Here is a 22,718-nt window from a genome sequence, read left to right on the forward strand (position 1 = left end):
TCGGGGAAATGTCTGACACGCCGGGACCAGCTCAGCCCAGCTCGAGCTCGCAGTGCCACAGCGCGTGGGCAATTCTATGACGACGCCCCGAGCCGCCCCATAGCCAGTGCCCGATACCTGGCCTGTTGTGGCGACGGTCATAGGTGTCCGCACCGATCGGAGACCGTCACGACGGCGCGTCAGCGGATGGCGCGCACCTCGGGTTCGTCGCGCCGGACGACCGCCAGATTGGCCTCGTCGAGCAGCTCGGGCAGGTCCTGCGGGTACACGGCCTCGCCGCCGCCCTGGATGGCCCGGATCTCGGCGGCGGTGCACCACCGGTGCTCGAGGATCGTGCGCTGCTCGAGTTCCGTGAAACCACCCCGATGCGGGACGAACTCCTCGGTACGGACGGCGAAGAACAGCTCCTCCGACCGGATCAGTTCGCCGGCGAACGGGAAGATCGCCACCCGGCGCCACAACGGCCCCCGCAGGGAGTCGGGCTCCACCGTCAGACCGGTCTCCTCGTGGATCTCACGGACAGCCGCGGCACGGAGGGTCTCCCCCGTCTCGACGGCGCCGCCGATCGTGAACCAGAACGACGTGTCGGGCTTGTCGGGGTCGTGACCTCGCACCAGCAGCACCCGGCCGCGATCGCCCAGCATCACGACACGCGCCGACGTGCGGACCTCGTCGAGTTGCAGACCGGACGGCTCCGTCCGCTCCGCGATCTCGAAGTAGGTCGGCAGCGGCGCCGTACCGCCCAGATGCAGCCAGCGGACGGGTCTGCGGGTCCGCAGCGCGAGAGTGTCGCGCACCGCGTCGTTGTGGAACCGCCGCGCGATCAGCACCCGCGCCTCGGCGTCGGCCAGTTCGGCCACCAGCTGCGGCGGCAACGCGTGGGCGTCGAGGGTCGCCAGCGCGCCCGAGAGCGCGTTCTCCGCCGACTCCCGCTGGAATCGTTCCGCGCGTTCCGCCTGACCGGCGAGCGTCGACAGGCGTCTGCTCTCGCCCGGTGCCGACGCCATCGCGGCCGCGATGGCCCGGACCACGACAGCCCGTCGGGCAAGAGCCGCGTCCAGCGCCTGCCACGACAGATCGGAACGCACGTGCAGGCGGTCGAGCCGGTTCGCCGTGCCGTACGCCCACGCCCCCACGACCGCGACGGCAGCCGCGATCAACGCGAGGATCAGGATGGTCATAGCCGAGAAGGTCACGAACGCACCTCTCGCACACCGGTCGATCCGACGGTCACCGTCTCGTACACCCGCAGGATCTGCTCGGCCACCACAGGCCAGTCGTACTCGCCGACGACGACACTCGCGACGTCGGTCAGAGACCGGCGCCGGTCGTCGTCACCGAGCACGGAATCGAGCGCGGCCGCGAGAGCCACCGAATCGCCGACCGGGACGAGCAGGCCCGCGGTGCCGTCGCGCAGAACGCGGCGGAACGCATCGAGTTCGCTTGCCACGACGGGAGTTCCGGCCGCCATCGCCTCGACGAGCACGATGCCGAAGCTCTCACCGCCGAGGTTGGGCGCGCAGTACACGTCGGCACTGCGCAGGGCCGACGCCTTCTCCGCGTCGCTCACCTGGCCGAGCAGGCGCAGATGTCCGGCATGGCGTCCGGCCTCCTTGCGCAGTTTCTCCTCGTCACCGCGCCCGACCACCAGGATCTCGAGGTCCGGGTACTTCTCGACCAGCGTGGGCAGTGCGCCGAGCAACACCGCCATGCCCTTGCGTGGCTCGTCGTAGCGACCGAGGAACAGCACCGTCGGTCCGGATCGTGGGTATCCGGGCAGCGGCGCGGCGTTCGCGAAGGCCGGCACGTCGACGCCGTTGGGGATCTCCACCGCGTCCGAGCCCAGGGACTCGACCTGCCACCGCCGGGCCAGCTCGGACACCGCGATCCGGCCACTGATCTTCTCGAGGTACGGCTGGAGAACACCCTGGAAGGTGCTGAGCACCAGCGACTTCGTGGTCGACGTGTGGAACGTCGCGACGATGGGCCCCTCAGCGATCTTCATCGCGAGCATCGACAGGCTCGGCGCGTTGGGTTCGTGGATGTGGAGCACGTCGAAGTCGTTGTCGGCGATCCACCGTCGCACCCGCGAGTACGAGACGGGCCCGAACGTCAGGCGTGCAACCGATCCGTTGTAGGGAATCGCGACCGCGCGGCCGGCAGAAACGACGAAGTCCGGCAGTTCCGTGCCCTCCGACGCCGGTGCCAGCACACTCACCTTGTGCCCACGCTCGATGAACACCTGGGCCAACTCGACGACGTGCGCCTGCACGCCGCCCGGCACGTCGAAGGAGTACGGGCAGACCATTCCGATCTTCATCGCGACTCCATGCGGGCGCGACGAGCCTCGGAGAGGTCGTCGAGCCAGAGCGGCTGGAGCATGTGCCAGTCCGCGGGGTGGGCAGCGATGTTCGCGGCGAAACGGTCGGCCAGCGACTGCGTGGCCCGGTCGAGCCCGACCGAGACGTCGATCGGCGGATCGATCGAGAATCCCCAACCACCGTCGGTGAACCAGCAGTGCACGGGCAGCAGGACCGCGCCGGTCTCGATCGCGAGCTTGGCCGGCCCTGCGGGCATGCGGGTCGGCTCTCCGAAGAAGGTGACCGGCACGCCTTTCGCGGCGAGATCCCGCTCGCCGAGCAGACACACGACCTTGTTCGCCTGCAGCCGGTGCGTCAGTTCGACGAACGGGGGTGCCTCACCACCGCTCAGCGGAAAGATCTCGAATCCGAGGCTCTCGCGATAGTCGACGAACCGGAGATACAGCGACTCGGGCTTCAGCCGCTCGGCGACGGTCGACAGGCCGCCCCACCTCTGCGTGCACCACACCCCGGCCATGTCCCAGTTGCCACTGTGCGGCAGCGCCAGGATGGCACCCTTGCCGGCTTCCATCGCCTGCTCGAGATACTCCTGGCCCTCGACACTCGAGTCGACGGCGGCCGCCGTCGCGGCCAGATCCATCGACGGCAGGCGGAAAGCCTCGCGCCAATACCGGGCGTAGGAGCGCAGAGAATCCCGGATCAGATCGTCCGGCACGTCCTCGGGAGCGACAGCCAGCACGCGGGCGAGGTTGCGCCGCAACTGCTGTGGGCCGCCCTTGCGGCGCGCCGCGAAATCGGCGCCCGCATCGAAGATCGAGACGGCCGCCCGTTCGGGCAGGGCCCGAACCACACGCCACCCCGTCGCGTAACCGAGGTCGGCGGCCCGCTCGGCGAGACTCACGTCGACGCCTCCCCTGCACCGGAGGTCTGCTCGTCGTTCTTCGGCGAAATCGGCAGGACGTCACGCGCGCCGGCGGAGTTGCGCACTGCGAGCACCCGCTGGAACACCGTGACGATGCTCGCCGCCGCGAGGACCCACATCGCGACGTAGACCGACCAGTGGAACCAGGCAATGTCGAAATGACCTGCGATACCGGTGAACCCGGCACCCACGAGGACGATGATCAACCGGTCCGGTCGCTCGATCAGGCCGCCGTCCGCGGACAACCCGCTCGCTTCGGCACGTGCCTTCGCGTACGAGATCACCTGGGAGCTCACGAGACAGATCAGCGTTGCGACCAGCAGGCTCTTGCTGCCCTCGTGGTAGACCGCCCACCACGCGAGCCCCGAGAAGATGGCACCGTCGGCGATCCGGTCGCACGTGGCGTCGAGCACTGCCCCGTAGCGTGTTCCGCCGCCGCGCGCGCGGGCCATGGCGCCGTCGAGCATGTCGAACATGACGAAGAACCAGATGAACATGGCTCCCCAGAACAAATGGCCGGAAGGGAACAGCGTCAATGCGCCCGCGATGCTGGCCACGGTGCCGATCACGGTCACCGCATCGGGTGTGAGACCCGTCTTCACCAACGCCTTGCCCATCGGTGCCGTCACCTTGGACACCGACGCACGCCCGAAGAAGCTCAGCATCCCTCTCCCCCCTCTCCCGACCTACCGCGGTGGCGCGCCCCAGCGGACCCCGTATCCGATCCTGCCATGCGATTTCCCCGCCGGCCCTTGGAGATCACGCGTCCCAGGCCCCCGCGAGCAGCGCCCGGGTCTCCCGGAGCAACTGCGGCATCACCTTCGCGCCGCCAAGGACGGTGATGAAGTTCGCATCGCCACCCCACCGGGGAACGATGTGCTGGTGCAGGTGTTCGGCGAGCGAACCGCCCGCCGCCGCACCGAGGTTGAGCCCGACGTTGAACCCGTCCGGATTCGACACCCGCTTGATCACCCGGATCGCCTGCTGCGTGAACGCCATCAACTCGGTGCTCTCCTCCGAGGTGAGGTCCTCGAGTGCCGCGACCCGGCGATACGGCACCACCATCAGGTGGCCCGGGTTGTACGGGTACAGGTTCAGAACCGCGTACACCGCCTCGCCCCGGGCGACAATCAGGCCTTCCTCGTCGCTCATCTTCGGGATCTCGCTGAAGGGCCCCTCGCTCGACTTCGACGCCTTGGGAGCCTCTGCGATGTACGACATCCGGTGCGGCGACCACAGTCGCTGCAGCCGGTCCGGATCACCCGGGCCGGTGTCGACGAGGGTGCCGTTGTCGGTGTTGCCGTCCGCCTGGTCGGTCACTGGGCACCGCCCACGAGTTCCGCTGTGGGCGAAGCATTCTCGCGACGACCGATCCACGCCGCGATCGTCTCGACCGCATCCGCGACCGGCACGCCGTTGACCTGGGTGCCGTCCCGGAAGCGGAAGCTCACCGCCCCCGCTTCGACGTCACGCTCGCCTGCGAGCAGCATGAACGGCACCTTCTGGGTGGTGTGGTTGCGGATCTTCTTCTGCATGCGGTCGTCGCTGACGTCGACCTCGGCGCGCACGCCGACGGCCTTGAGCTGCTTGACGACGTCGAACAGGTGGTCCTCGAACGCCTCGGCGACCGGGATGCCCACCACCTGGACGGGCGCCAGCCACGCCGGGAACGCTCCCGCGTAGTGCTCGGTGAGGACACCGAAGAAACGCTCGATCGAGCCGAACAGCGCGCGGTGGATCATGACCGGACGCTGCTTGGTGCCGTCACTGCCGGTGTACTCGAGGTCGAAACGCTCGGGCAGGTTGAAGTCGAGCTGGATGGTCGACATCTGCCAGCTGCGCCCCAGCGCATCCTGGACCTGCACCGAGATCTTGGGGCCGTAGAACGCGGCTCCGCCCGGGTCCGGCACCAGGTTCAGGCCCGACGCCTCGCCGACCTCGCGCAGCGTCTCGGTGGCTTCCTCCCACAGCGCGTCGTCACCCACGAACTTCTCGGGGTTCTTCGTCGACAGCTCGAGGTAGAAGTCGTCGAGACCGTAGTCCTTCAGCAGACCCAGGACGAACTTCAGCGTCGTGGTCAGCTCGTCGCGCATCTGCTCCTTGGTGCAGTAGATGTGCGCGTCGTCCTGCGTCATGCCGCGGACGCGGGTGAGTCCGTGCACGACGCCGGACTTCTCGTAGCGGTACACCGAGCCGAACTCGAACAGACGCAACGGCAGCTCCCGGTAGGAGCGACCCCGCGACCCGAACACGAGATTGTGCATCGGGCAGTTCATCGGCTTGAGGTAGTAGTCCTGGCCCGGCTTGCGGACCGTGCCGTCCTCGTTGAGCTCCTCGTCGATGTGCATCGCCGGGAACATGCCGTCCTTGTACCAGTCGAGGTGACCGGAGACCTCGTACAGATGCCCCTTGGTGATGTGGGGCGAGTAGACGAACTCGTAGCCCTCCTCGACGTGCCGCTTGCGCGAGTAGTTCTCCATCTCCTGACGGATGATGCCGCCCTTGGGATGGAACACCGGCAGGCCCGAGCCCAGTTCGTCTGGGAACGAGAACAGATCGAGTTCGGCACCGAGCTTGCGATGGTCGCGACGCTCGGCCTCGGCCAGCAACTCGAGGTGCTTGTCGAGCGCCTCGGTCGACTCCCACGCGGTGCCGTAGACGCGCTGCAGATCCTCACGGCTCTGATCGCCGCGCCAGTAGGCCGCCGAGCTGCGCGTGATCTTGAACGCCGGGATGAACTTCGTGGTCGGGATGTGCGGACCGCGGCACAGGTCCTTCCAGATCACCTCGCCCGTACGCGGGTTGAGGTTGTCGTAGATCGTCAGCTCGCCGCCGCCGACCTCCATGACCTCCGGGTCGTCGATGCCCGACTTGTCGTCGATGAGCTCGAGCTTGAACGGCTCGTTCGCGAGCTCCGCTCGGGCATCGTCGAGATCGTCGACGACGCGACGGGAGAACCGCTGTGCGTCCTTGACGATCTTCTTCATGCGCTTCTCGAGCTTCGCGAGGTCCTCCGGCGTGAAGGGACGCTCCACCTGGAAGTCGTAGTAGAAGCCGTCCTTGATCGGCGGGCCGATGCCGAGCTTGGCGTCCGGGAACTCCTGCTGGACGGCCTGCGCCAGGACGTGGGCGGCCGAGTGCCGGATCACGCTGCGGCCGTCCTCGGTGTCGGCGGCGACGGCCTCGACCTCGACGTCGACGTCCGGCGTCCACGACAGGTCCTTGAGGTTGCCCTCGGCATCACGGACGACGACGATCGTCTCGGGCCCCTTGACGGGGAGTCCGGCATCGCGAACCGCCGTGCCCGCAGTGGTCCCGGCTGGCACCTGGACACGTGCGGCTGGGGTGACGGATGCGGGCGTGGTCACGGCGATGCGCTCCTATGTATGAGGGTGTGCCCCCGGATGAGGGGCGATCCCATGTTATCGGCATGGCCGATCAACTCGGGGAACCGTCCCACGGCCCGGCCACCCGAGCGCTACAGAGGGCTCTCCAACCACGGCTGTTCGAGGCCCACCCAGCCGCCGACCAGTCCGAAGGTCCCGAGGATCCACAGCGTCGCGAGAACGACGGCGGTGGTGAACAGCAACCCGAGGCCCTTGACGAAGGTGGACTGGTGGGAGAACCAGACCATGAAGCGGTCGTAGCGGGCGCGCGCCCAGTGGAGAAGCCGGTAGGCCCACGCGAACTCCGAGGCCAGGATGCCCAGCCCGGCGAACACGATCAGCCATCCCGGTCCGGGATAGGGAATCGTGACGATGCCGACGGCGAGCACTACGGCACCGACGACCCCGACCCCGATTCGGTAGGCGAGGTTCAACGACGTGTTTCGGGCGATTCGCCGGCGCCAGCGGAGCCAGCGGTTCTCGGCGTCCTCGATGGGATGGAATCCGTCGCGTTCGGACGACCCCTCCGGCGCGTCCTCGTGCACGGGCTTGCTCACCGCCTGACCGTCCATGATCCGCACCACCGTCGCGTCGTCGTCCGCGCCGGTTGCCCACCGGCGTACCTCGAGAGTACCGACGGACCCGGACCGGCCGGGAGTTCGATTCAGACGAATCGGCCTCGGTGGACACCTCGGTCCGAAATAGTGATCCGATGCCAACAATCAAGACGAAGCGCACCATCGCGACGGTCGCAGCGGCGGCCACCGGCCTACTGGTTCTGACAGGTTGCGCCTCCGGATCGTCGGACTCACCGGGCACCCAGCAGACTGGGATCAGCGCCCAGGGCACCGGCACGATCGCGGGCACCCCCGACACGCTGACCGTGACACTGGGCGTGCAGACCCAGGCAACCGAGGCGCAGGCCGCACTGCAGGACAACTCGCAGCGAGCCACCGCCCTCATCGAGACCCTGAAGAGCAAGGGCGTCGCCACCGAGGACATTCGCACCAGTGAGTTGACAGTCGATCCGACCTGGGAGCAGAGCGGCAGGATCAACGGCTACCAGGTCAGCAACCAGGTGACCGCGACCCTGCACGACATCTCCCAGGCGGGCGCGGTCATCGACGCGGCCGCGGCCGCCACCGGGGACGCCATCCGGGTGCGGCAGACGAGTTTCTCCATCGCCGACGACAGCGACCTGCGAGCCGAGGCACGCAGCCGCGCCGTCCAGCAGGCGCAGGAGCAGGCCCGACAGATGGCGGATGCGGCCGGCGTGACACTCGGGAAGGTGCGCTCGATCGTCGAGGTTCCGCAGACGCAAGGTGCGCCGAATCCCTTCATGCGCGCACCCGACATGGCGCTGGCGGATGCCGTGCCGATCCAGGCAGGTTCGCAGGAACTGACTGTGAATGTGGCGATCACGTACGACATCGACTGATCGACCGATCCGCCCGCTTCGGCGGGGCGGGTCGAAGGTCGAGAACAAGAAAGCCCCATCCGGACTTCCGGATGGGGCTTTCTTCCTGTGGTCCCGGCTGGGATCGAACCAGCGACCTCCCCGGTGTGAACGGGACGCTCTTCCACTGAGCCACGGGACCGAACCGCGCCGAATGCTCGCGGTCGAACGAGACGAAACACTAACACGCACCTGCGCCGAACACGAATCCCCTGGTTGTCATTCGTTTCCGCCTTGCCGACGACCCTCACTCCGGCTCGGGACGGCGTTCCGGACGCCGGCCCTGCGCCACGCCTGCCGCCTTCTCACGCGCACGTGCGCGGGCGCGTGAGAGGAGCTCACGGGCGCGACGACGAGGCACTCCCTCCGACACTCACCGGCCCGCATCCACCTCTCGACACTTCGGGCATCGAACCGGCTCCTCCCCGGTGCCCTCGCGGCCGAGCCTTCGACGAATTTCGGACCGCAAAGTTCGAAGCGGCAGGTCGGTTATCGCCAAATACACCGGGAAATGCACCCCCACAGAGCCCCCCGGATCCCCGTTTTCGGCCCTGACCTCGCGATTTGTGCCTTTCTCAAATGGTCCGCTAATGTTCTCACCGCACCGGGAAAGCGGAAACGCCCACCGGAGCAGCACCGGAGAGGCCGAAACGCCCCACCGGAGCGAAATGCGGATGTAGCGCAGCTGGTAGCGCATCACCTTGCCAAGGTGAGGGTCGCGGGTTCGAATCCCGTCATCCGCTCGAGAGGTTGGACTCGACCTTTCATGGTGGAGTGGCCGAGTGGTGAGGCAACGGCCTGCAAAGCCGTGCACACGGGTTCGATTCCCGTCTCCACCTCGCGCGATTAGCTCAGCGGGAGAGCGCTTCCCTGACACGGAAGAGGTCACTGGTTCAATCCCAGTATCGCGCACCAAGTTTCGAAGCAGTACGCTGCTGAGAGACTTGAGTGTCAGAATATGCAAGACCATGCGGATGTAGCGCAGCTGGTAGCGCATCACCTTGCCAAGGTGAGGGTCGCGGGTTCGAATCCCGTCATCCGCTCCACGATCGACCCCTGGGCCGATCAGGAGAACCCGCTCTTCGGGATCTTCGATTCAAGACCCGCGCGATTAGCTCAGCGGGAGAGCGCTTCCCTGACACGGAAGAGGTCACTGGTTCAATCCCAGTATCGCGCACCACCGAGAAGAGGCACCTCCTTGCGAGGTGCCTCTTTTCGTATGTGGGGTCGCGTTCGTCGGCTACGTTCGACTCGAACATGAGGAACCCCTCAGGTATCGTCGGACATGCCATCCCCCCGATGGTGCGGAGCCCCAGCCATGACCCCCCATCCACGGCTGGGGCTCGTTCCTTTCCGCCGTCGATCGCCAGTTCAGGACTTCGGTCGCGCGGCGAGCAACTGCTGGAACCACCGGAAGGAATCCTTCGGGGTTCGCACCAGAGTGTCGTAGTCCACGTGCACCAGACCGAACCGCTCGCGATACCCGGCGGCCCACTCGAAGTTGTCGAGGATCGACCACACGAAGTAACCGCGGACGTCGACGCCGGCATCCATCGCGGCACGTACCGCGGCGAGGTGGTCGGCGTGATAGGCGATGCGACGCTCGTCGCGAACCCGGCCGGCAGCGTCCGGGGCCGGATCATGGAACGAGCACCCGCTCTCGGTGATGTACACCGGCGGAAGTGCCGCACCGAAGCGGTCGCGGAAGATCGTCAGGATTTCCGCGAGCCCGTCGGGAACGATGGGCCACCCGAAATCGGTCCTCGGGTAGCCCTCGAGCGCGACCGGCGCGAAAGGCATGCCCGGCGGCAGGTCGACCTCCAGGACCCCCTCCGTGCCCTCGCCGTCGCGCGGGGCGGCGATCAGTGTCGGCTCGTAATAGTTGATTCCGAACCAATCCAGTGGTTGCGCGATGACCGCGAGGTCGTCGTCGACCGGCCCGGTGAGGAGCGCGGCGAGTTCGTCCGCGGGGTACTTGCCGAGCAGCACGGGGTCCGCGAACGTCCAGTTGACGATGTGGTCGTAGACGTCCGCGGCCTCGACGTCCGCCTCGGCGTCGGTCGCGGCGTGGACCGGCGCATGATTCGACGCGATCCCGATGTTCGCGCACCCGGCCGACCGCAGTGCCTGCACCGACAGCCCGTGTCCGAGGAGTTGATGGTGCGCGGCCTGCAGGGCGCCGAACCCGAGTTCGAGTCCCGGCGCGTGGACACCGAGCGCGTGGCCGTAGAGGGTGTGGACGACGGGCTCGTTGAGCGGCATCCACATTCCGACCCGGTCGCCGAGTCGCTCCCCCACGATCGCCGCGTACTCGGACAGGCGGTACGACGTCTCCCGGTTCAGCCAGCCGCCGTCGTCCTGCAACGCCTGCGGCAGATCCCAGTGGAACAGGGTGACGGCCGGAGAGATACCGGCCGTACACAGTTCGTCGATCAGCCGGTCGTAGAAGTCGAGTCCGGCGGCGTTGACGGCACCCTTGCCCGCCGGCTGGATCCGGGGCCACGCCACCGACAGTCGGTACGAGTCGATGCCGAGGTCGCGCATGAGCGCGACGTCCTCGCGGTACCGGTGGTAGTGGTCGGTCGCGACGTCGCCGGTCTCTTCTCGTACGACTTTGCCGGGGACCGAACAGAACTCGTCCCAGATGGACCGGCCTCGGCCGTCCTCACCGACCGCCCCTTCGATCTGGTACGCCGCCGCGGCGACACCGAAGACGAAACCGTCGGGGAACTCTGGAATCGGATGCTCTGCCGCCATGATGAGCAGTGAAGCAGAGAACGCCACGAAACGGAGCCGAATGTTGGACACTCGTTCAGTGATTCGAAACACGAAAACCCTTAGCGGGGCGCGCGTCTCGACGGCTGTCGCGTTCGGCTTGCAGGGGTTCCTGTTGGCGGTGCTGCTCACCCAACTCCCGCAGTTCAAGGACAACCTCGGCTTCAGCGACACCCTGGTCGCCGTCACAGTGGTCGGAATCTCGATCGTCGCCGGCGTCGGCAGCGTCCTGGCCGAACAACTCGCGAAGGCCACCTCGAGCCGGACCACGCTGCGCAGCGGACTGTTCGTCATCGCGGTGGGCGCGGCGGTCATCGCGATGACGACGTCGACACCGGCCTTCCTCGCCGCCTTCGCGCTGTACGGCATCGGACTCGGCATGGTCGACGCGGCAGCGAACATGCAGGCCGTGTCCATCCAGCACGCCTACGGCCGGGTCATCCTCTCGTCGTTCCATGCCTCGTGGAGCGTCGGGGCGATCGTCGGCGCCGGCTATGTCGCTGCCTGCTCGGCACTCGACCTGTCGGTCAAGCTGTCGGTGCTGCTTGCCGCAGCACTGGTCGCCGGGATCTGCGCATGGATCGGGCCGCGACTGCTGCGCACCGGACACGAGCGCGCCGAGACCTCGGCCACGGCACCGCTGACCGTGCCGCTGCGCCCGTTCCTGGCGCTCGGCATCGCAATGATGCTCTTCTACGCGATCGACTTCGGCATCGGCACATACTCGCCGCTGTATCTCAAGGAGGTGCTGCTGTCCGACGCCGGCACCGCCGCCCTCGCGATGGGCGCCTACCAGGTGACTGCACTGATCTCACGGCTGACCGGGGACTACTGGGTGCGCCGGTTCGGCGAGATCGCGGTCGTGCGCGTCGGTGCCGCGATCAGCGTCGTCGGTCTGCTGATCGCGGTCCTCGCGCCCTCCCCCGCGGTCGCCATCGCGGGATTCTTCATCGTCGGCCTCGGTGCGCCGGTGATCGCGCCGCTCAGCTTCAGCGCCGCCGGCCGGTTGGCGCCCCCGGACCAGACCGACGCGGTGGTGGCGCGGATCAACCTCTTCAACTACGCGGGCACGGTCATCGCCGGTGGTGTCATCGGCGGGATCGCGGCGCTGTCCGATCTCCGGATCGGGTTCGTGGCGCCCCTGCTGTTCGCGGTCGTGTTGTTCGTGCTCGCGCCCGCCTTCGCCCCGACACGAGCACGGTCCGGCGACGCCCGGACCGAGTCCGCACCCACCGGCGCGTGACCGGGACCGGCCCGGAAGGTGGTGTACTTACCGGGACGGACCCGACGTACTCGAGGTGAAGCTGTGACGATTTCCGTGGACCGCGCCGGACTCTGGGACGCCGAGGCGCTCGCCGACGTCGCCGCGGTGACCTTCCCGCTCGCGTGCCCCCCGCACGCCACCAAGGAGGACATCGCGGCGTTCATCGACGAGGTGCTCTCGGCCGAGAAGTTCAGCGCATACCTCACCGACCCGGCGCGCACGGTCCTCAAGGCGACCAGCAACGGTGAGATCGTCGGGTACGTGATGCTCGTCGACGGAACACCCGAGGACGACGACATCCGGTCCGCGCTGTCGCTGCGCCCCACCACGGAGATCAGCAAGTTGTACGTGCTGCCCGACCGGCACGGATCCGGCGTCTCCGCGGCACTGATGGACGCGGCGGTGGATCATGCGCGGAACGCGAACTGTGCCGGCGTGTGGCTCGGCGTCAACCAGGAGAACGAGCGGGCCCAGCGGTTCTACGTCAAGAACGGCTTCGAGAAGGTCGGAACCAAGACGTTCCGGGTGGGCGCCCAGACCCACCACGACTTCGTGATGCAGCGCAGCCTCTGACGGCCGCGCTGCATCAGGAGGTTCGAACTAGGCCGCGACCTCGAAACGGGAGAGCGCGAGCAGTCGCGACGTGGCGCGGAGGTACTTCTTCTTGTAGCCGCCGGCCAGCATCTCCGGAGTGAAGATCTCGTCGAGCTTGGCACCCGAGACCGTGACCGGGATGCTCGCGTCGTACAGGCGGTCGGCGAGGACCACCAGGCGCAGTGCGACCGACTGGTCGGCGGCCGGGTGAACGCCCTTGATGAACACCGCGGGAACGCCCTCGATCAACTTGCCGTAGCGCGACGGGTGGAGCGTGCTCAGATGCGCGCACAGCTCGTCGAAGTCGTCGAGCGTGGCACCGTCGATCGCATCGGCGCGCTCGATCAGGTCGGCGTCGTCGGTCGGCTCGGGGGCCGGCGGCAGGTCACGGTGACGGTAGTCGGGGCCGTCGACACGGATGGTCTCGAAGATCGAGCCGAGCTTCTTGATCTCACGCAGGAAGTCCTGCGCCGCGAAACGGCCTTCGCCCAGCTGACCGGGCAGGGTGTTCGACGTCGCGACGATGGAGACGCCGCGCGCCGACAGCTCGGTGAGCAGGCGCGAGACGAGCATCGTGTCGCCCGGATCGTCGAGTTCGAACTCGTCGATGCACAGCACGCTGTGCGAGGAGAGCTCTTCGACGGCCTTGTTGAAGCCGAGCGCGCCGACGACATGCGTCAACTCCACGAAGGTGCCGAACGCCTTGGGCGAGGGCGAGCTGTGGAAGATCGACGCCAGCAGGTGGGTCTTGCCGACACCGAAGCCGCCGTCGAGGTAGAGACCGGCACCGGTGGACGGCGCCTTCTTACCGAACAGTCCACGGCGGCCACCAGCGCGGATCTTGGCGACCTTGCCGGCGAATTCCTCGGCCTTGTGGACCGCGGCGGCCTGGCTCGGCTCCTTCGGATCCGGGATGTAGGACGCGAAACTGACGTCGTCGAACATCGCCGGCGGCACCATCTGAGCAACCAATTGATCGGCCGGCACCACCGGATTGCGATCGACAAGACGTGCATGCATGCACTGAGCGTATCGACGTGCTGTGATCGAACACGTGCACCGTCTGGATTTTGCGACCTACCTCACACGGGACGAAGGCAACGGCGGGCAGCCGCCGCAGCTGAGCGACGACGACCTCCGTTCACTGTACGGATACCCGGACCGTCTCGACCGGCCGTGGGTCCGCGCCAATTTCGTGTCGAGCATCGACGGCGCCGTGACCGTCGACGGCGTCAGCGCCGGCCTCGGAACACCCGCCGACAAGCGCGTCTTCGGGATGCTGCGCGAGCTCGCGGACGTCGTCCTGGTCGGCGCCGGTACCGCGCGCAGCGAGAACTACGGAGGCGCCCGCACCGGTCCGGCGTCGGTCGCGCGGCGTGAGCGGGCGGGCCTGGCCGCGGTCCCGCCGATCGCGGTCGTCACCGCCGGCGCCCGGCTGGATCCCGAGTCGCGGCTGTTCACCGACACCACGGTCCCACCGATCGTCTTGACCTCCGCGGCCGCCGACACCCAACGCCTGCAACGCCTCCGGGACGCCGGCGCCGACGTCGAGATCGTCGCCGAACGCGAGGTCGGCGGACCCGATCTCGTGGCCGCACTCGCCCGGCGGGGGCTACTGCGCGTCCTGTGCGAGGGTGGCCCCGCGCTGTTCGGCACCCTGATCGGGGACGGCGTCGTGGACGAGCTGTGCCTGACGACCTCGCCCTACCTCGTCGGCGGCAGCGCGGGCCGGATCGCCGTCTCCCCCGCCGCCGTTCCGACCGCGATGACGCGGAAGCATCTGGTGGCCGACAGCGACGGGACGCTGCTGGCCCGGTGGGTGCGCGCGTGACCCGTCACCGACCTGGCACGCTGTCCGGCATGCGGAGAATCGGGATCGTCGCGATCGTGCTGGCCGTGTGCACCGCGTGTGGTGCCGGACCGTCGATCCGCCCGGACGTCGCCGTCGTCGAACACGGCAGCGGATCCGCGCCGACGTCGGATTCGACGCAGCAGGCACCGGAGTTGCAGCCGCCGACCCGCGACCTGGCGTGGTCCGACTGCACGGCGCCGACACTCACGCGTCTCGGGCTCGGCGCGGGCCCCGCCGGTCTCGTTCTGGAGTGCGCCGGCTACACCGCGCCGATCGACCCGACCGGCCCGGCCTCGGGCACGATCGAGGTGGGCGCGCTCCGAGCCCGGCTCGCCGCGACACCCGCCGACGCGGCCCCGCTCGTTCTGTCCTCCGGTTCCGACATCGCGTCGGCGACGACACTGGCCGCCCTCGCGGTCGGCCCCGCCGCCGGTCTGCTCGAGCGGCATCCGATCGTGGCGGTGGACCGACGCGGCACCGGGTCGTCGACGCCGATCGACTGCGGCCGCACCTTCGACCGCCGGGCGCTCGCCGACCTGGGGCAGTCCGCCGGCACCCCCGCCGATGCCGACCGGGTCGCGGACGCGAGTCGTCAGGCCACCACGGCCTGCACCGACACGCTGCAACCCGCCGCACTCGCCTTCGACACCGCGCATGCGGCGGAGGATCTCGAGCAGTTGCGCCGCACCTGGCAGGTCGACCGACTGGGCCTGATCGGCACCGGGAACGGCGCGTCGATCGCTCTGGCGTACGCGGCGCGGTTCCCGGATCGGGTCGGACGCCTGGTACTCGACTCGCCGCCCGCGACGACGGCGAACTCGCCCACCGTGGCCGAACAGCGCGTGCAGGGGCAGGAGGCCGCACTTGCGGCGTTCGCGCGCCGCTGCGCCGCCCTCGACTGCTCACTCGGACCCGATCCGTCCGCGGCGGTGATCGCACTGCGCGACAAGGCCGCCTCGGGCGACCTCGGCACGGTGTCGGCGAGCGCGTTGCTCACGACGATCACCGCGTTCCTCGGCTCGCCGCGCAGCGATCAGCCGGACCGTGTCCGGGAACTGTCCGACGTCCTCGCCGGCGCCGGGCGGGGCGAAGTGGCGCCGTTGTCGGGTCTCGTGGCGACTACCGATGCAGCAGTCGGCACCGACGGCCAGTTCGTCGCCCGGTGCAGCGACGGTCAGCAGTGGCCCGGACCCGGTCGCGCCCGCGAACTGCAGACCGAGTGGGGCGCCCGCTACCCCACCTTCGGCTCCGACGCGGCCCTGGAGTTGCTGCGTTGCTCGGCGTGGCCGACGATGCCGCCGCCGGCACTGCCGAGCAGCGTCCCGGTGCCCGTCCTGGTGCTGTCCGGCGCGGCGGATCCGATCGTCGGTAACGCCGGACTGCCGACCGTGACCGGAACGCTCACGAGCGCGGGCGCCACGTGGTCGGGTCTCACGTGGGAAGGCTACGGCCATCCCGTGACGACACACTCGGACTGTGCGCGCCAGTTCCTCTCGCGCTACGTCGAATCCGGAGCCCTACCGCCGAACGCGGGGATGTGCCCCGCGTGACCGTCCGGGGTGGCCGACCCCGACAATCTCGGCGGCGGTGTACCGTGCCGTAGTGTTCCTTCGACGATTCGAGCCGCGTACGGGCCGCACCACCGCCGAGGTCATCAATTTCGTCATGTGGCCTCTGGCCGTGATGACAGTGATCCACCGGATAGTCGTCAAGGCTGTCAACGGTTCGATCACCGACGACTACGCGCCGGTCTACAACGCAGCGTTGGCGTTCCTCAATCGTCAGGACGTCTACACCGCCAACTTCAACTCGGTGGATCCGCACTACCTCTACCCACCGAGCGGCACCATGCTGCTGGCACCGATCGCGGTGCTCGATCCCGAGAAGTCCCGTTGGCTGTTCATCCTGGCCAACGCGGTAGCGGTGATCATCGCGTTGTTCATCCTGTTGAAGATGTTCGATCTCGCGTGGACCTCGATCGCCGCGCCGATCCTGATCTTCGCCGCCTTCTCCACGGAGACCGTGTCGAACACGCTGATCTTCTCGAACATCAACGGCCTCATCCTGCTTGCCGAGGTGGCGTTCCTGTTCCTGCTTCTCCGCAAGAAGGACCTGTGGGCCGGGGCCGCGATCGGCCTCACCTTCGCGATCAAGCCGATTCTCGCGCCGCTGCTGCTGCTACCCCTCGTGCGGGGCCAGTGGAAGGTGTTCGTCACCGCGATCGGCATCCCGTTGGTCCTCATGGCTGTGGCGTGGCCACTGGCCGCCGACCCGATGGCGTTCATCGACCACACGTTCCCGTACCTGATGGAGTCGCGCGACTACTTCAACAGCGCGATCGTCGGCAATGGCACCTACTTCGGCCTGCCGGTCGGGATGATCTGGGCGCTGCGGATCGCGTTCGCGGCGATGGGCGCGGTGTCGTTGTGGCTGCTGTACCGCTACTACCGTCACGACGAACTGTTCTTCGTCACCACCACGGCCGGGTTGCTCATGGTGGGGTCGTTCCTGTTGCTGTCGCTGGGCCAGATGTACTACTCGATGCTGCTGTTCCCGCTACTGATGACGGTGGTCTTGCGCAACAGCGTGATGCGGAACTGGCCGGCGTGGCTCGCCGCGTACGGATTCCTCAGCGCCGACGCCTGGTTCTCGACCCGGTTCGTCGAGGAGGGTCGCGCCGTCGAGTACCTCAAGCCCACGTACGGCTGGAGCCTGCTGATCGTGGTGATCTTCTCGGTCCTGGTCAATCGCTACCTCACCGCGAAGCGCGAGGGTCGCCTCGACAAGGGGATCGATCCCGATTTCCTCGTCGCCGTCGACGCACCTACCGACGCGACCGTGCCCGCGAAGGTCTGAGCCGCCGGGCGGAACGTATTAGCGTGGTGGCATGAGTTCCACACAGGATTCCGGCCTGCCCGAACCGAAGTTCCGCCGCAACGACGGTGAATGGCGCGCGAACCTCACGCCCGAGGAGTACCGCGTCCTCCGGCAAGCGGGCACCGAGGCGCCGCACGTCGGCGAGTACACGGACACCAAGACCGAGGGCGTCTACAACTGTCGGGCGTGCGGGGCCGAACTGTTCCGCAGCACCGAGAAGTTCGACTCCCACTGCGGCTGGCCGTCGTTCTTCGACCCGGCCGACTCCGACGCGGTGATCCTGCGGGCCGACGACTCGCTCGGCATGCACCGCGTCGAGGTGCTGTGCAGCAACTGCCACAGCCACCTCGGTCACGTCTTCGAGGGCGAGGGCTACCCCACGCCCACCGACCAGCGGTACTGCATCAACAGCATCTCGCTCACGCTGCAGCCGACCGACGGTTCCTAGTCGTCGGCCCCGCTCCCGAACTCGTCTCCCGCCCGCGCGATCGCGGGCGCGGCGGGTCAGTTCGGGCGCGGGGCGGTGTTCGACCACGCCCGTAGGGGCATAACGGCATTTCACTACCTTGCTTACCACGGTAGTGCTACCTTGCTCTGCATGAGTCCTTCGGTAGAGCGCCGCAGCCTGATCCTGCGGGGGGTACTCGACCTCTGCCTGCTCGCCCTGCTGAAGGAGAAACCCGTCTACGGCTACGAACTCACCGAGCGACTGGCCGAGCGGGATCTGCTGGTCGCGGGAGGGTCGTCCTATCCGCTGCTCGCCCGCCTCGAGAAGGCTGGATTGGTCGAATCCGAGAGCCGCCGATCCGACTCGGGGCCGCCACGGAAGTACTACTCGTTGACCAACGACGGCCGGACGGCACTCGCGGAGGGCACCGCCGAGTGGTTCACGGTGGCGAGGGGTGTCACCGCGCTGCTGGCGCCGATAACGGAAGCCAAACCTGGGGAGGAAATCGCATGACCGAGGCAAACGCCGGGCGTACATCGCCGGGTACGGAGGCCGACCCGCTCATTCTCCGGGATGCCGGACGCGTCTGGCGCAGAGCCGGCGTACGCCCTTCGGACCGCCGCGCACTGCTCACCGAACTGTCGGACGAACTCGCCGCAGCCGACGCGGACGGCCGGTCCGCCAGCGCCGTCGTCGGCGACGACCCCGAGGAAACGCTGCGTGCGTGGGCAGACGAGCGGGGGCTGTCCGGACGCTCGCTGCGACTCGGCGTCGTCGTCCCGGTCGCACTCGTCGGTGTCGCCATCGGGTTTGCGCTCCTGCTGCCGATCCTCGTCATCGGTTTCTCCCCGGATACCTTCATGGTCGAGCCCGTCCAGCTCATGTTCGGGCTGTACGCGATGACGGGACTGCTCGCGTATCTACTTGCAGTCGTGGGCACCTTCATGGCCCTGCGTCTGGTCGGAGATCCGCGCTCGGGGAGCACCGCTCGGTGGTTTGCCGCAACTCTGCCCGCCGGCGCCGCGGCGGCAACGGCGGCGGGCGTGGGGGCGGCACGAGTGCGCGACTTCAGCACCGAACCAGCGACGTTCGTCGCGGTGATCACCGTCGTCTGCCTGGTTCTCGCCGCGACGGCTGCCGCGGCGCGCTACCTGGCCACGCGCCCCCGCGCGGCGAGCGAGTTGAGCACGGCGGCAGCCTGATCCGCGCCGTCGACGGTGACGGTGAACTTGGAGCCGTCACCGCGGGTGACGCGGAGCGCCGCGCCGGGGCGGACCAGCAGCCCGACACCGTCGGGGCCGACCCGATAGCCGATGCCGCCGTACCGGTTGATCAGCCCGATCGTCACCACGTCGGCGCGAGCGATCTCGTCGAGCCGTATGCGCCGGCGACCGCCGGTGAGCACGTAGCGCGTCTCGAGCCCGCGGCCGTCGACCACGACATGTACCGGTGCGAGGGTCAGGCCCATCAGGACCGCACCGATGGCCGCCGCGACCAGCAGCATCGGCACCGCGTCCTCGGACGCCGTCCAGACGACGGACACGACGATCACGATCGGCACCAGCGCGAGCACCACGGCGAGCCACCGCGGCATCGTCGCCGTCCCCGTCCACACCACCTTCTCGGTGTCCGTCAGATCGAGCCGAGACGCATCTGCGGGCGGCACCACCGCAGCCGACGCCGACGGAGGCCGACCGACCAGCACCGTCCCGACGAATGCCGCGACGACCCCCACCAGGGCGGAGACCGCGAGCCACCATCCGCCGAAGGACGCGGCGGCCGCGTCGTCCAACCCCCGCTGCCCGGCGAGGAGTCCGGCCGGGAGAATCGCGACGGCGGCGCCGACTCCCGAGGCGGTCGCGGCACCCATGCGAGCGGCCCGGACGTCCCGCCGGGTGAGCAGGAGAAGGATGCCGCCGAGGATCACCGCGAAGGCGAGCCCGAGCAGCGGCGACCACAGCGCCGCCGCACGGGACGCGAAGCCGTCGGCGTCTCCACCGGGCCCGAAGTGGACCGCGACCGGGTCGGGTAGCTCGTCCGACCAGCCGGCCAGCACGCCGACGGCCGTCGCGGTCGCCACGACAGGCGCGAGCAACGCACCCGCAAGACCGCGAACCCACGAAACCTTCTGCGCCTGAATCGAGTCGGTCATGTCATCTCCTTCTTCACCAGATCCAGCAGGTCGGCTGCACTCATTCCGTGACGCTTGGCCTCCGTGACCAGCCCGCGCACCGCGTCCAGCAGCCGACTCCGGGCCGGCGCTTCCGCGGCGACCACGGCACCGCGTCCGCGCCGCAGTTCGATGAGTCCCTCGTCGCGCAACTGCTGGTATCCGCGGAGCACGGTGTGGACGTTCACGTCCAGCGACGCCGCCAGATCGCGGGCGGCGGGCAGCCGCTCCCCCGCCGCGACGGAACCGTCGGCGATCGCGCCGCGCACGTTCGCGGCGAACTGCTCGTACAGCGGTACGGCGGACGACTGATCGATACGGATGAGCACACACTCACCATATTGTTCTAGTTCAAATAGAACAAGTCAGAGCGGCGGATCGAACGCCTTGATCGGCGGCAGCTCACCGTCGAAACGCTCGATCTGCACCAGGACGTGCTGGCCCGTGCAGCCGTGGGCCAGGCGCGAGCTGCCCACGTCCGGCGTCAGCACGTTGGGGTTGCCGTGCACGCACATCGAGTCGGGATCGGCAGGGTCGAGCGGGTCGTACCAGGCGCCGGTGGACAACTGCACCACCCCGCGCCGAACGCCGTCGTCGAGCACGGCACCCGCGAGGCATGCTCCACGGTCGTTGAACACCCGGACCACGTCGCCGGCCGCGAGGCCCCGCTCGGCGGCGTCGTCGGGGTGCAGCCGGATCGGTTCGCGCCCACGGATCTTCGATGCCAGACTGGTCGCGCCGTGATCGAGCTGCCCGTGCAGGCGGGTCCGCGGCTGGTTCGCGATCAGGTGCAGCGGGAACCGCTGCGCGCGTGACCCTCCCAACCACTCGTCGGGCTCGTACCAGCGCGGGTGTCCGGCGCAGTCGTCGTAACCGAAACTGTCGATGTCGGCGGAGAAGATCTCGATGCGCCCGCTCGGCGTGGTGAGCGGGTTCCGGCGAGGATCGTCCCGGAAATCGGAGAACAGCGAGAGCCCGTCCTCGGTGCGCATCCGCACGTGCCCGCGCTGCCAGAACTCGTCGAACGCGGGCGCCTCCACGTGCGCCGGGTCCGTCAGCACGAACCCGCGCCACTGCTCGTAGAGGTGCTCGATCCACTGCTGCGTGGTGCGGCCCTCGGTGAACCGCTCACCGAAGCCCAGGCGGTGTGCAAGCGCAGCGAACGTGTCGTAGTCGTCGCGGGCGTCGGCATACCGCGGCACCGCCTGCTGCATCGCGACCAGCAACGGATCGTTGCGGGTGCAGGCCAGATCGTTGCGCTCGAGCGACGTGGTCGACGGCACCACGATGTCGGCGTGCCGGGCCATCGGAGTCCAGTACGGCTCGTGTACGACGATTGTGTCCGGCCGCGCCAGCGCACGGCGCAGCCGGGCGAGGTCCTGGTGGTGATGGAACGGATTACCGCCGGCCCAGTACACGAGGCGGGTGTCCGGGAAGGTGAGGCGTCGGCCGTCGAAGTCGAACTCCTCCCCCGGGCGTAGCAGCAGGTCCGCGATCGCCGCCACCGGGATCAGATCCGAGACCGGGTTGCTGCCCTGGAACAGCGTCGGCAGCGGATACGGGACCGGGGCGAGTCCGGGCTCGTTCATGGATCCGTAGCCGTGCCCGAATCCGCCTCCGGGAAGACCGATCTGGCCGAGCATCGCGGCGAGCGTGACCCCCATCCACGGGGCCTGCTCGCCGTACCGGACCCGCTGGAGCGACCACGTCACGGTGACCATCGTCCGGCCCGCGGCCATCCGGCGGGCCAGCGCGACAATCTGTTCGGAGGGCATCCCCGACAGCGCCGACGCCCACTCCGGCGTCTTGGCGACGCCGTCGTCGATCCCGAGCAGGTAGCTCTCGAACCGCTCGTAGCCCACGCAGTAGCGGTCGAGGAAGTCCTTGTCGTGCAGGCCCTCCGACGCCAGCACGTGTGCGAGGCCGAGCATGATCGCGACGTCGGATCCGGGGACGGGCGCGATCCATTCGCACCGGCCGTGCAGATCGTCGCGCAGTGGGCTGATCGAGACCACCTCACCGCCGCGCTCGCGCAGCCGGTCGAGAGCGCCACGCGTCGGATGCTCGCTGGTGCCACCGCCGTTGACGGCGGTGTTCTTGAGCGGCACCCCACCGAAGCACACCATCAGATCCGTGTTGGCGGCGATGACGTCCCAGTTGGTGGAGCGGGCGAACAGCTTCCAGTGCGTGCCGACCACCCGCGGCATGATGACGCCGGTCGCGCCGAGCGAGTACGTGTGCACCGACCGGGTGTACCCGCCGAGCATGTTGAGGAACCGGTGCACCTGGCTCTGCGCGTGGTGGAACCGGCCGGCGCTGGCCCAGCCGTAGGAGCCGCCGAAGATCGCGCGGTTGCCGTGCTCGTCGACGACGCGACGCAACTCGCGCGCCAGCAGCTCGGTCAGCGCGTCCCACGACACCGCCACGAACTCGTCGGCGCCACGGATGTCCGACGGCCCGGGGCCGGACTCGAGCCAGCCCCGCCGCACCGCAGGACCGGCGACGCGTGCTCGGTGCCGCACCGACCCGGGCAGGTTACCGAGGATCGGGGACGGATCGGCGTCCCCCGCATACGGGTGCACGGCGCTCACGTCACCGTCCACGGACTCGACGTCGAACATGCCCCAGTGCGCCATGTGCTGGTACCGCGCCG

21 protein-coding genes and 6 tRNA genes are annotated in these 22,718 nt (G+C 68.5%); 14 read left to right on the forward strand and 13 right to left on the reverse strand.

Translation table 11 applies throughout. The annotated features are described in order from the left end of the window. Positions 1–179: 179 nt before the first annotated feature. From ABEU20_RS19940 to ABEU20_RS19970, 7 genes are all read right to left on the reverse strand, one after another. Positions 180–1,196 carry an NUDIX hydrolase gene (locus ABEU20_RS19940; RefSeq protein ID WP_420166107.1) on the reverse strand — a complete coding sequence of 339 codons (1,017 nt, stop codon included), beginning with the start codon at positions 1,194–1,196 and terminating at the stop codon, positions 180–182. Then, a complete protein-coding gene (locus ABEU20_RS19945) occupies positions 1,193–2,320 on the reverse strand; it encodes a glycosyltransferase family 4 protein (RefSeq protein WP_420166108.1) in 1,128 nt (375 codons plus the stop codon). Before ABEU20_RS19945 ends, ABEU20_RS19940 begins: the two co-directional genes overlap by 4 nt. Beyond that, entirely contained in the window at positions 2,317–3,222 is a 906-nt protein-coding gene (locus ABEU20_RS19950) for a phosphatidylinositol mannoside acyltransferase (RefSeq protein ID WP_420166109.1), read from the reverse strand. The genes ABEU20_RS19945 and ABEU20_RS19950 overlap by 4 nt, the downstream gene beginning before the upstream one ends. Further along, positions 3,219–3,908, reverse strand: coding sequence for a phosphatidylinositol phosphate synthase (gene pgsA, locus ABEU20_RS19955; RefSeq protein WP_420166110.1), 690 nt, complete (start codon positions 3,906–3,908; stop codon positions 3,219–3,221). Before pgsA ends, ABEU20_RS19950 begins: the two co-directional genes overlap by 4 nt. 94 nt (positions 3,909–4,002) lie before the next feature. Further along, positions 4,003–4,563 carry an HIT family protein gene (locus tag ABEU20_RS19960; RefSeq protein WP_420166111.1) on the reverse strand — a complete coding sequence of 187 codons (561 nt, stop codon included), beginning with the start codon at positions 4,561–4,563 and terminating at the stop codon, positions 4,003–4,005. After that, positions 4,560–6,611 carry a threonine--tRNA ligase gene (thrS, locus tag ABEU20_RS19965; RefSeq protein WP_420166112.1) on the reverse strand — a complete coding sequence of 684 codons (2,052 nt, stop codon included), beginning with the start codon at positions 6,609–6,611 and terminating at the stop codon, positions 4,560–4,562. Before thrS ends, ABEU20_RS19960 begins: the two co-directional genes overlap by 4 nt. A gap of 110 nt (positions 6,612–6,721) precedes the next feature. Beyond that, the gene (locus tag ABEU20_RS19970) at positions 6,722–7,210 is read right to left on the reverse strand and encodes a TIGR02611 family protein (protein WP_420166275.1); all 489 of its coding nucleotides are present in this window, start codon (positions 7,208–7,210) and stop codon (positions 6,722–6,724) included. 131 nt (positions 7,211–7,341) lie between these two features. Here ABEU20_RS19970 and ABEU20_RS19975 point away from each other — a divergent pair, with 131 nt between their 5' ends. After that, positions 7,342–8,067 (forward strand): SIMPL domain-containing protein, encoded by a 726-nt coding sequence (locus ABEU20_RS19975; RefSeq protein WP_420166113.1) that lies wholly within the window; start codon positions 7,342–7,344, stop codon positions 8,065–8,067. Positions 8,068–8,155: 88 nt separating this feature from the next. Here ABEU20_RS19975 and ABEU20_RS19980 read toward each other — a convergent pair. Continuing rightward, a tRNA-Val gene (locus ABEU20_RS19980) sits at positions 8,156–8,227 on the reverse strand. A 528-nt stretch (positions 8,228–8,755) separates the two neighbouring features. Between ABEU20_RS19980 and ABEU20_RS19985 the strand changes: the two genes are divergently transcribed. The 5 genes from ABEU20_RS19985 to ABEU20_RS20005 all read left to right on the forward strand — a co-directional run bounded on the left by ABEU20_RS19985 (position 8,756) and on the right by ABEU20_RS20005 (position 9,265). Continuing rightward, positions 8,756–8,828, forward strand: a tRNA-Gly gene (locus ABEU20_RS19985). A 25-nt stretch (positions 8,829–8,853) separates the two neighbouring features. After that, positions 8,854–8,924, forward strand: a tRNA-Cys gene (locus tag ABEU20_RS19990). Position 8,925: 1 nt separating this feature from the next. Continuing rightward, positions 8,926–9,000, forward strand: a tRNA-Val gene (locus ABEU20_RS19995). Positions 9,001–9,055: 55 nt separating this feature from the next. Then, positions 9,056–9,131, forward strand: a tRNA-Gly gene (locus ABEU20_RS20000). A 59-nt stretch (positions 9,132–9,190) separates the two neighbouring features. Continuing rightward, positions 9,191–9,265: transfer RNA gene (locus ABEU20_RS20005), tRNA-Val, on the forward strand. A 191-nt stretch (positions 9,266–9,456) separates the two neighbouring features. Here the strand turns inward: ABEU20_RS20005 and ABEU20_RS20010 are convergent. Further along, positions 9,457–10,842, reverse strand: coding sequence for a GH1 family beta-glucosidase (locus ABEU20_RS20010; protein ID WP_420166276.1), 1,386 nt, complete (start codon positions 10,840–10,842; stop codon positions 9,457–9,459). A gap of 58 nt (positions 10,843–10,900) precedes the next feature. On the opposite strand from ABEU20_RS20010, the gene ABEU20_RS20015 reads away from it, so the two are divergent. Together ABEU20_RS20015 and ABEU20_RS20020 are read left to right on the forward strand one after the other, a co-directional pair. Continuing rightward, positions 10,901–12,103 carry an MFS transporter gene (locus ABEU20_RS20015; protein ID WP_420166114.1) on the forward strand — a complete coding sequence of 401 codons (1,203 nt, stop codon included), beginning with the start codon at positions 10,901–10,903 and terminating at the stop codon, positions 12,101–12,103. Positions 12,104–12,166: 63 nt separating this feature from the next. Further along, the gene (locus ABEU20_RS20020; RefSeq protein WP_420166115.1) at positions 12,167–12,697 is read left to right on the forward strand and encodes a GNAT family N-acetyltransferase; all 531 of its coding nucleotides are present in this window, start codon (positions 12,167–12,169) and stop codon (positions 12,695–12,697) included. Between the two features lie 27 nt (positions 12,698–12,724). Here ABEU20_RS20020 and zapE read toward each other — a convergent pair whose 3' ends face one another. Next, the gene (zapE, locus tag ABEU20_RS20025) at positions 12,725–13,738 is read right to left on the reverse strand and encodes a cell division protein ZapE (protein WP_420166116.1); all 1,014 of its coding nucleotides are present in this window, start codon (positions 13,736–13,738) and stop codon (positions 12,725–12,727) included. Between the two features lie 22 nt (positions 13,739–13,760). Between zapE and ABEU20_RS20030 the strand changes: the two genes are divergently transcribed. The 6 genes from ABEU20_RS20030 (at position 13,761) to ABEU20_RS20055 (ending at position 19,097) form a co-directional block, all read left to right on the forward strand. Beyond that, a complete protein-coding gene (locus ABEU20_RS20030; protein WP_420166117.1) occupies positions 13,761–14,549 on the forward strand; it encodes a pyrimidine reductase family protein in 789 nt (262 codons plus the stop codon). Positions 14,550–14,578: 29 nt separating this feature from the next. Then, positions 14,579–16,120 carry an alpha/beta fold hydrolase gene (locus ABEU20_RS20035; protein ID WP_420166118.1) on the forward strand — a complete coding sequence of 514 codons (1,542 nt, stop codon included), beginning with the start codon at positions 14,579–14,581 and terminating at the stop codon, positions 16,118–16,120. Positions 16,121–16,172: 52 nt separating this feature from the next. Beyond that, entirely contained in the window at positions 16,173–17,426 is a 1,254-nt protein-coding gene (locus tag ABEU20_RS20040) for a glycosyltransferase family 87 protein (protein WP_420166119.1), read from the forward strand. A 31-nt stretch (positions 17,427–17,457) separates the two neighbouring features. After that, complete coding sequence (gene msrB, locus ABEU20_RS20045; RefSeq protein WP_420166120.1) at positions 17,458–17,895, forward strand: peptide-methionine (R)-S-oxide reductase MsrB; 438 nt, start codon at positions 17,458–17,460, stop codon at positions 17,893–17,895. 150 nt (positions 17,896–18,045) lie between these two features. Continuing rightward, complete coding sequence (locus ABEU20_RS20050; protein WP_420166121.1) at positions 18,046–18,408, forward strand: PadR family transcriptional regulator; 363 nt, start codon at positions 18,046–18,048, stop codon at positions 18,406–18,408. Then, positions 18,405–19,097 carry a hypothetical protein gene (locus ABEU20_RS20055; RefSeq protein WP_420166122.1) on the forward strand — a complete coding sequence of 231 codons (693 nt, stop codon included), beginning with the start codon at positions 18,405–18,407 and terminating at the stop codon, positions 19,095–19,097. Before ABEU20_RS20050 ends, ABEU20_RS20055 begins: the two co-directional genes overlap by 4 nt. Here the strand turns inward: ABEU20_RS20055 and ABEU20_RS20060 are convergent. The 3 genes from ABEU20_RS20060 to ABEU20_RS20070 are packed head-to-tail and all read right to left on the reverse strand — an operon-like array spanning position 19,043 to position 22,701. Continuing rightward, positions 19,043–20,047 (reverse strand): DUF1648 domain-containing protein, encoded by a 1,005-nt coding sequence (locus ABEU20_RS20060; RefSeq protein WP_420166123.1) that lies wholly within the window; start codon positions 20,045–20,047, stop codon positions 19,043–19,045. The genes ABEU20_RS20055 and ABEU20_RS20060 overlap by 55 nt on opposite strands. Further along, positions 20,044–20,394 carry a GntR family transcriptional regulator gene (locus tag ABEU20_RS20065; protein WP_420166124.1) on the reverse strand — a complete coding sequence of 117 codons (351 nt, stop codon included), beginning with the start codon at positions 20,392–20,394 and terminating at the stop codon, positions 20,044–20,046. The genes ABEU20_RS20060 and ABEU20_RS20065 overlap by 4 nt, the downstream gene beginning before the upstream one ends. Before the next feature lie 36 nt (positions 20,395–20,430). Beyond that, the gene (locus tag ABEU20_RS20070) at positions 20,431–22,701 is read right to left on the reverse strand and encodes a molybdopterin guanine dinucleotide-containing S/N-oxide reductase (protein ID WP_420166277.1); all 2,271 of its coding nucleotides are present in this window, start codon (positions 22,699–22,701) and stop codon (positions 20,431–20,433) included. Between the last annotated feature and the right edge of the window lie 17 nt (positions 22,702–22,718).

It is taken from the genome of Rhodococcus parequi (assembly GCF_046042785.1).
In the GTDB taxonomy this organism is placed as follows: Bacteria; Actinomycetota; Actinomycetes; order Mycobacteriales; family Mycobacteriaceae; genus Prescottella; species Prescottella parequi.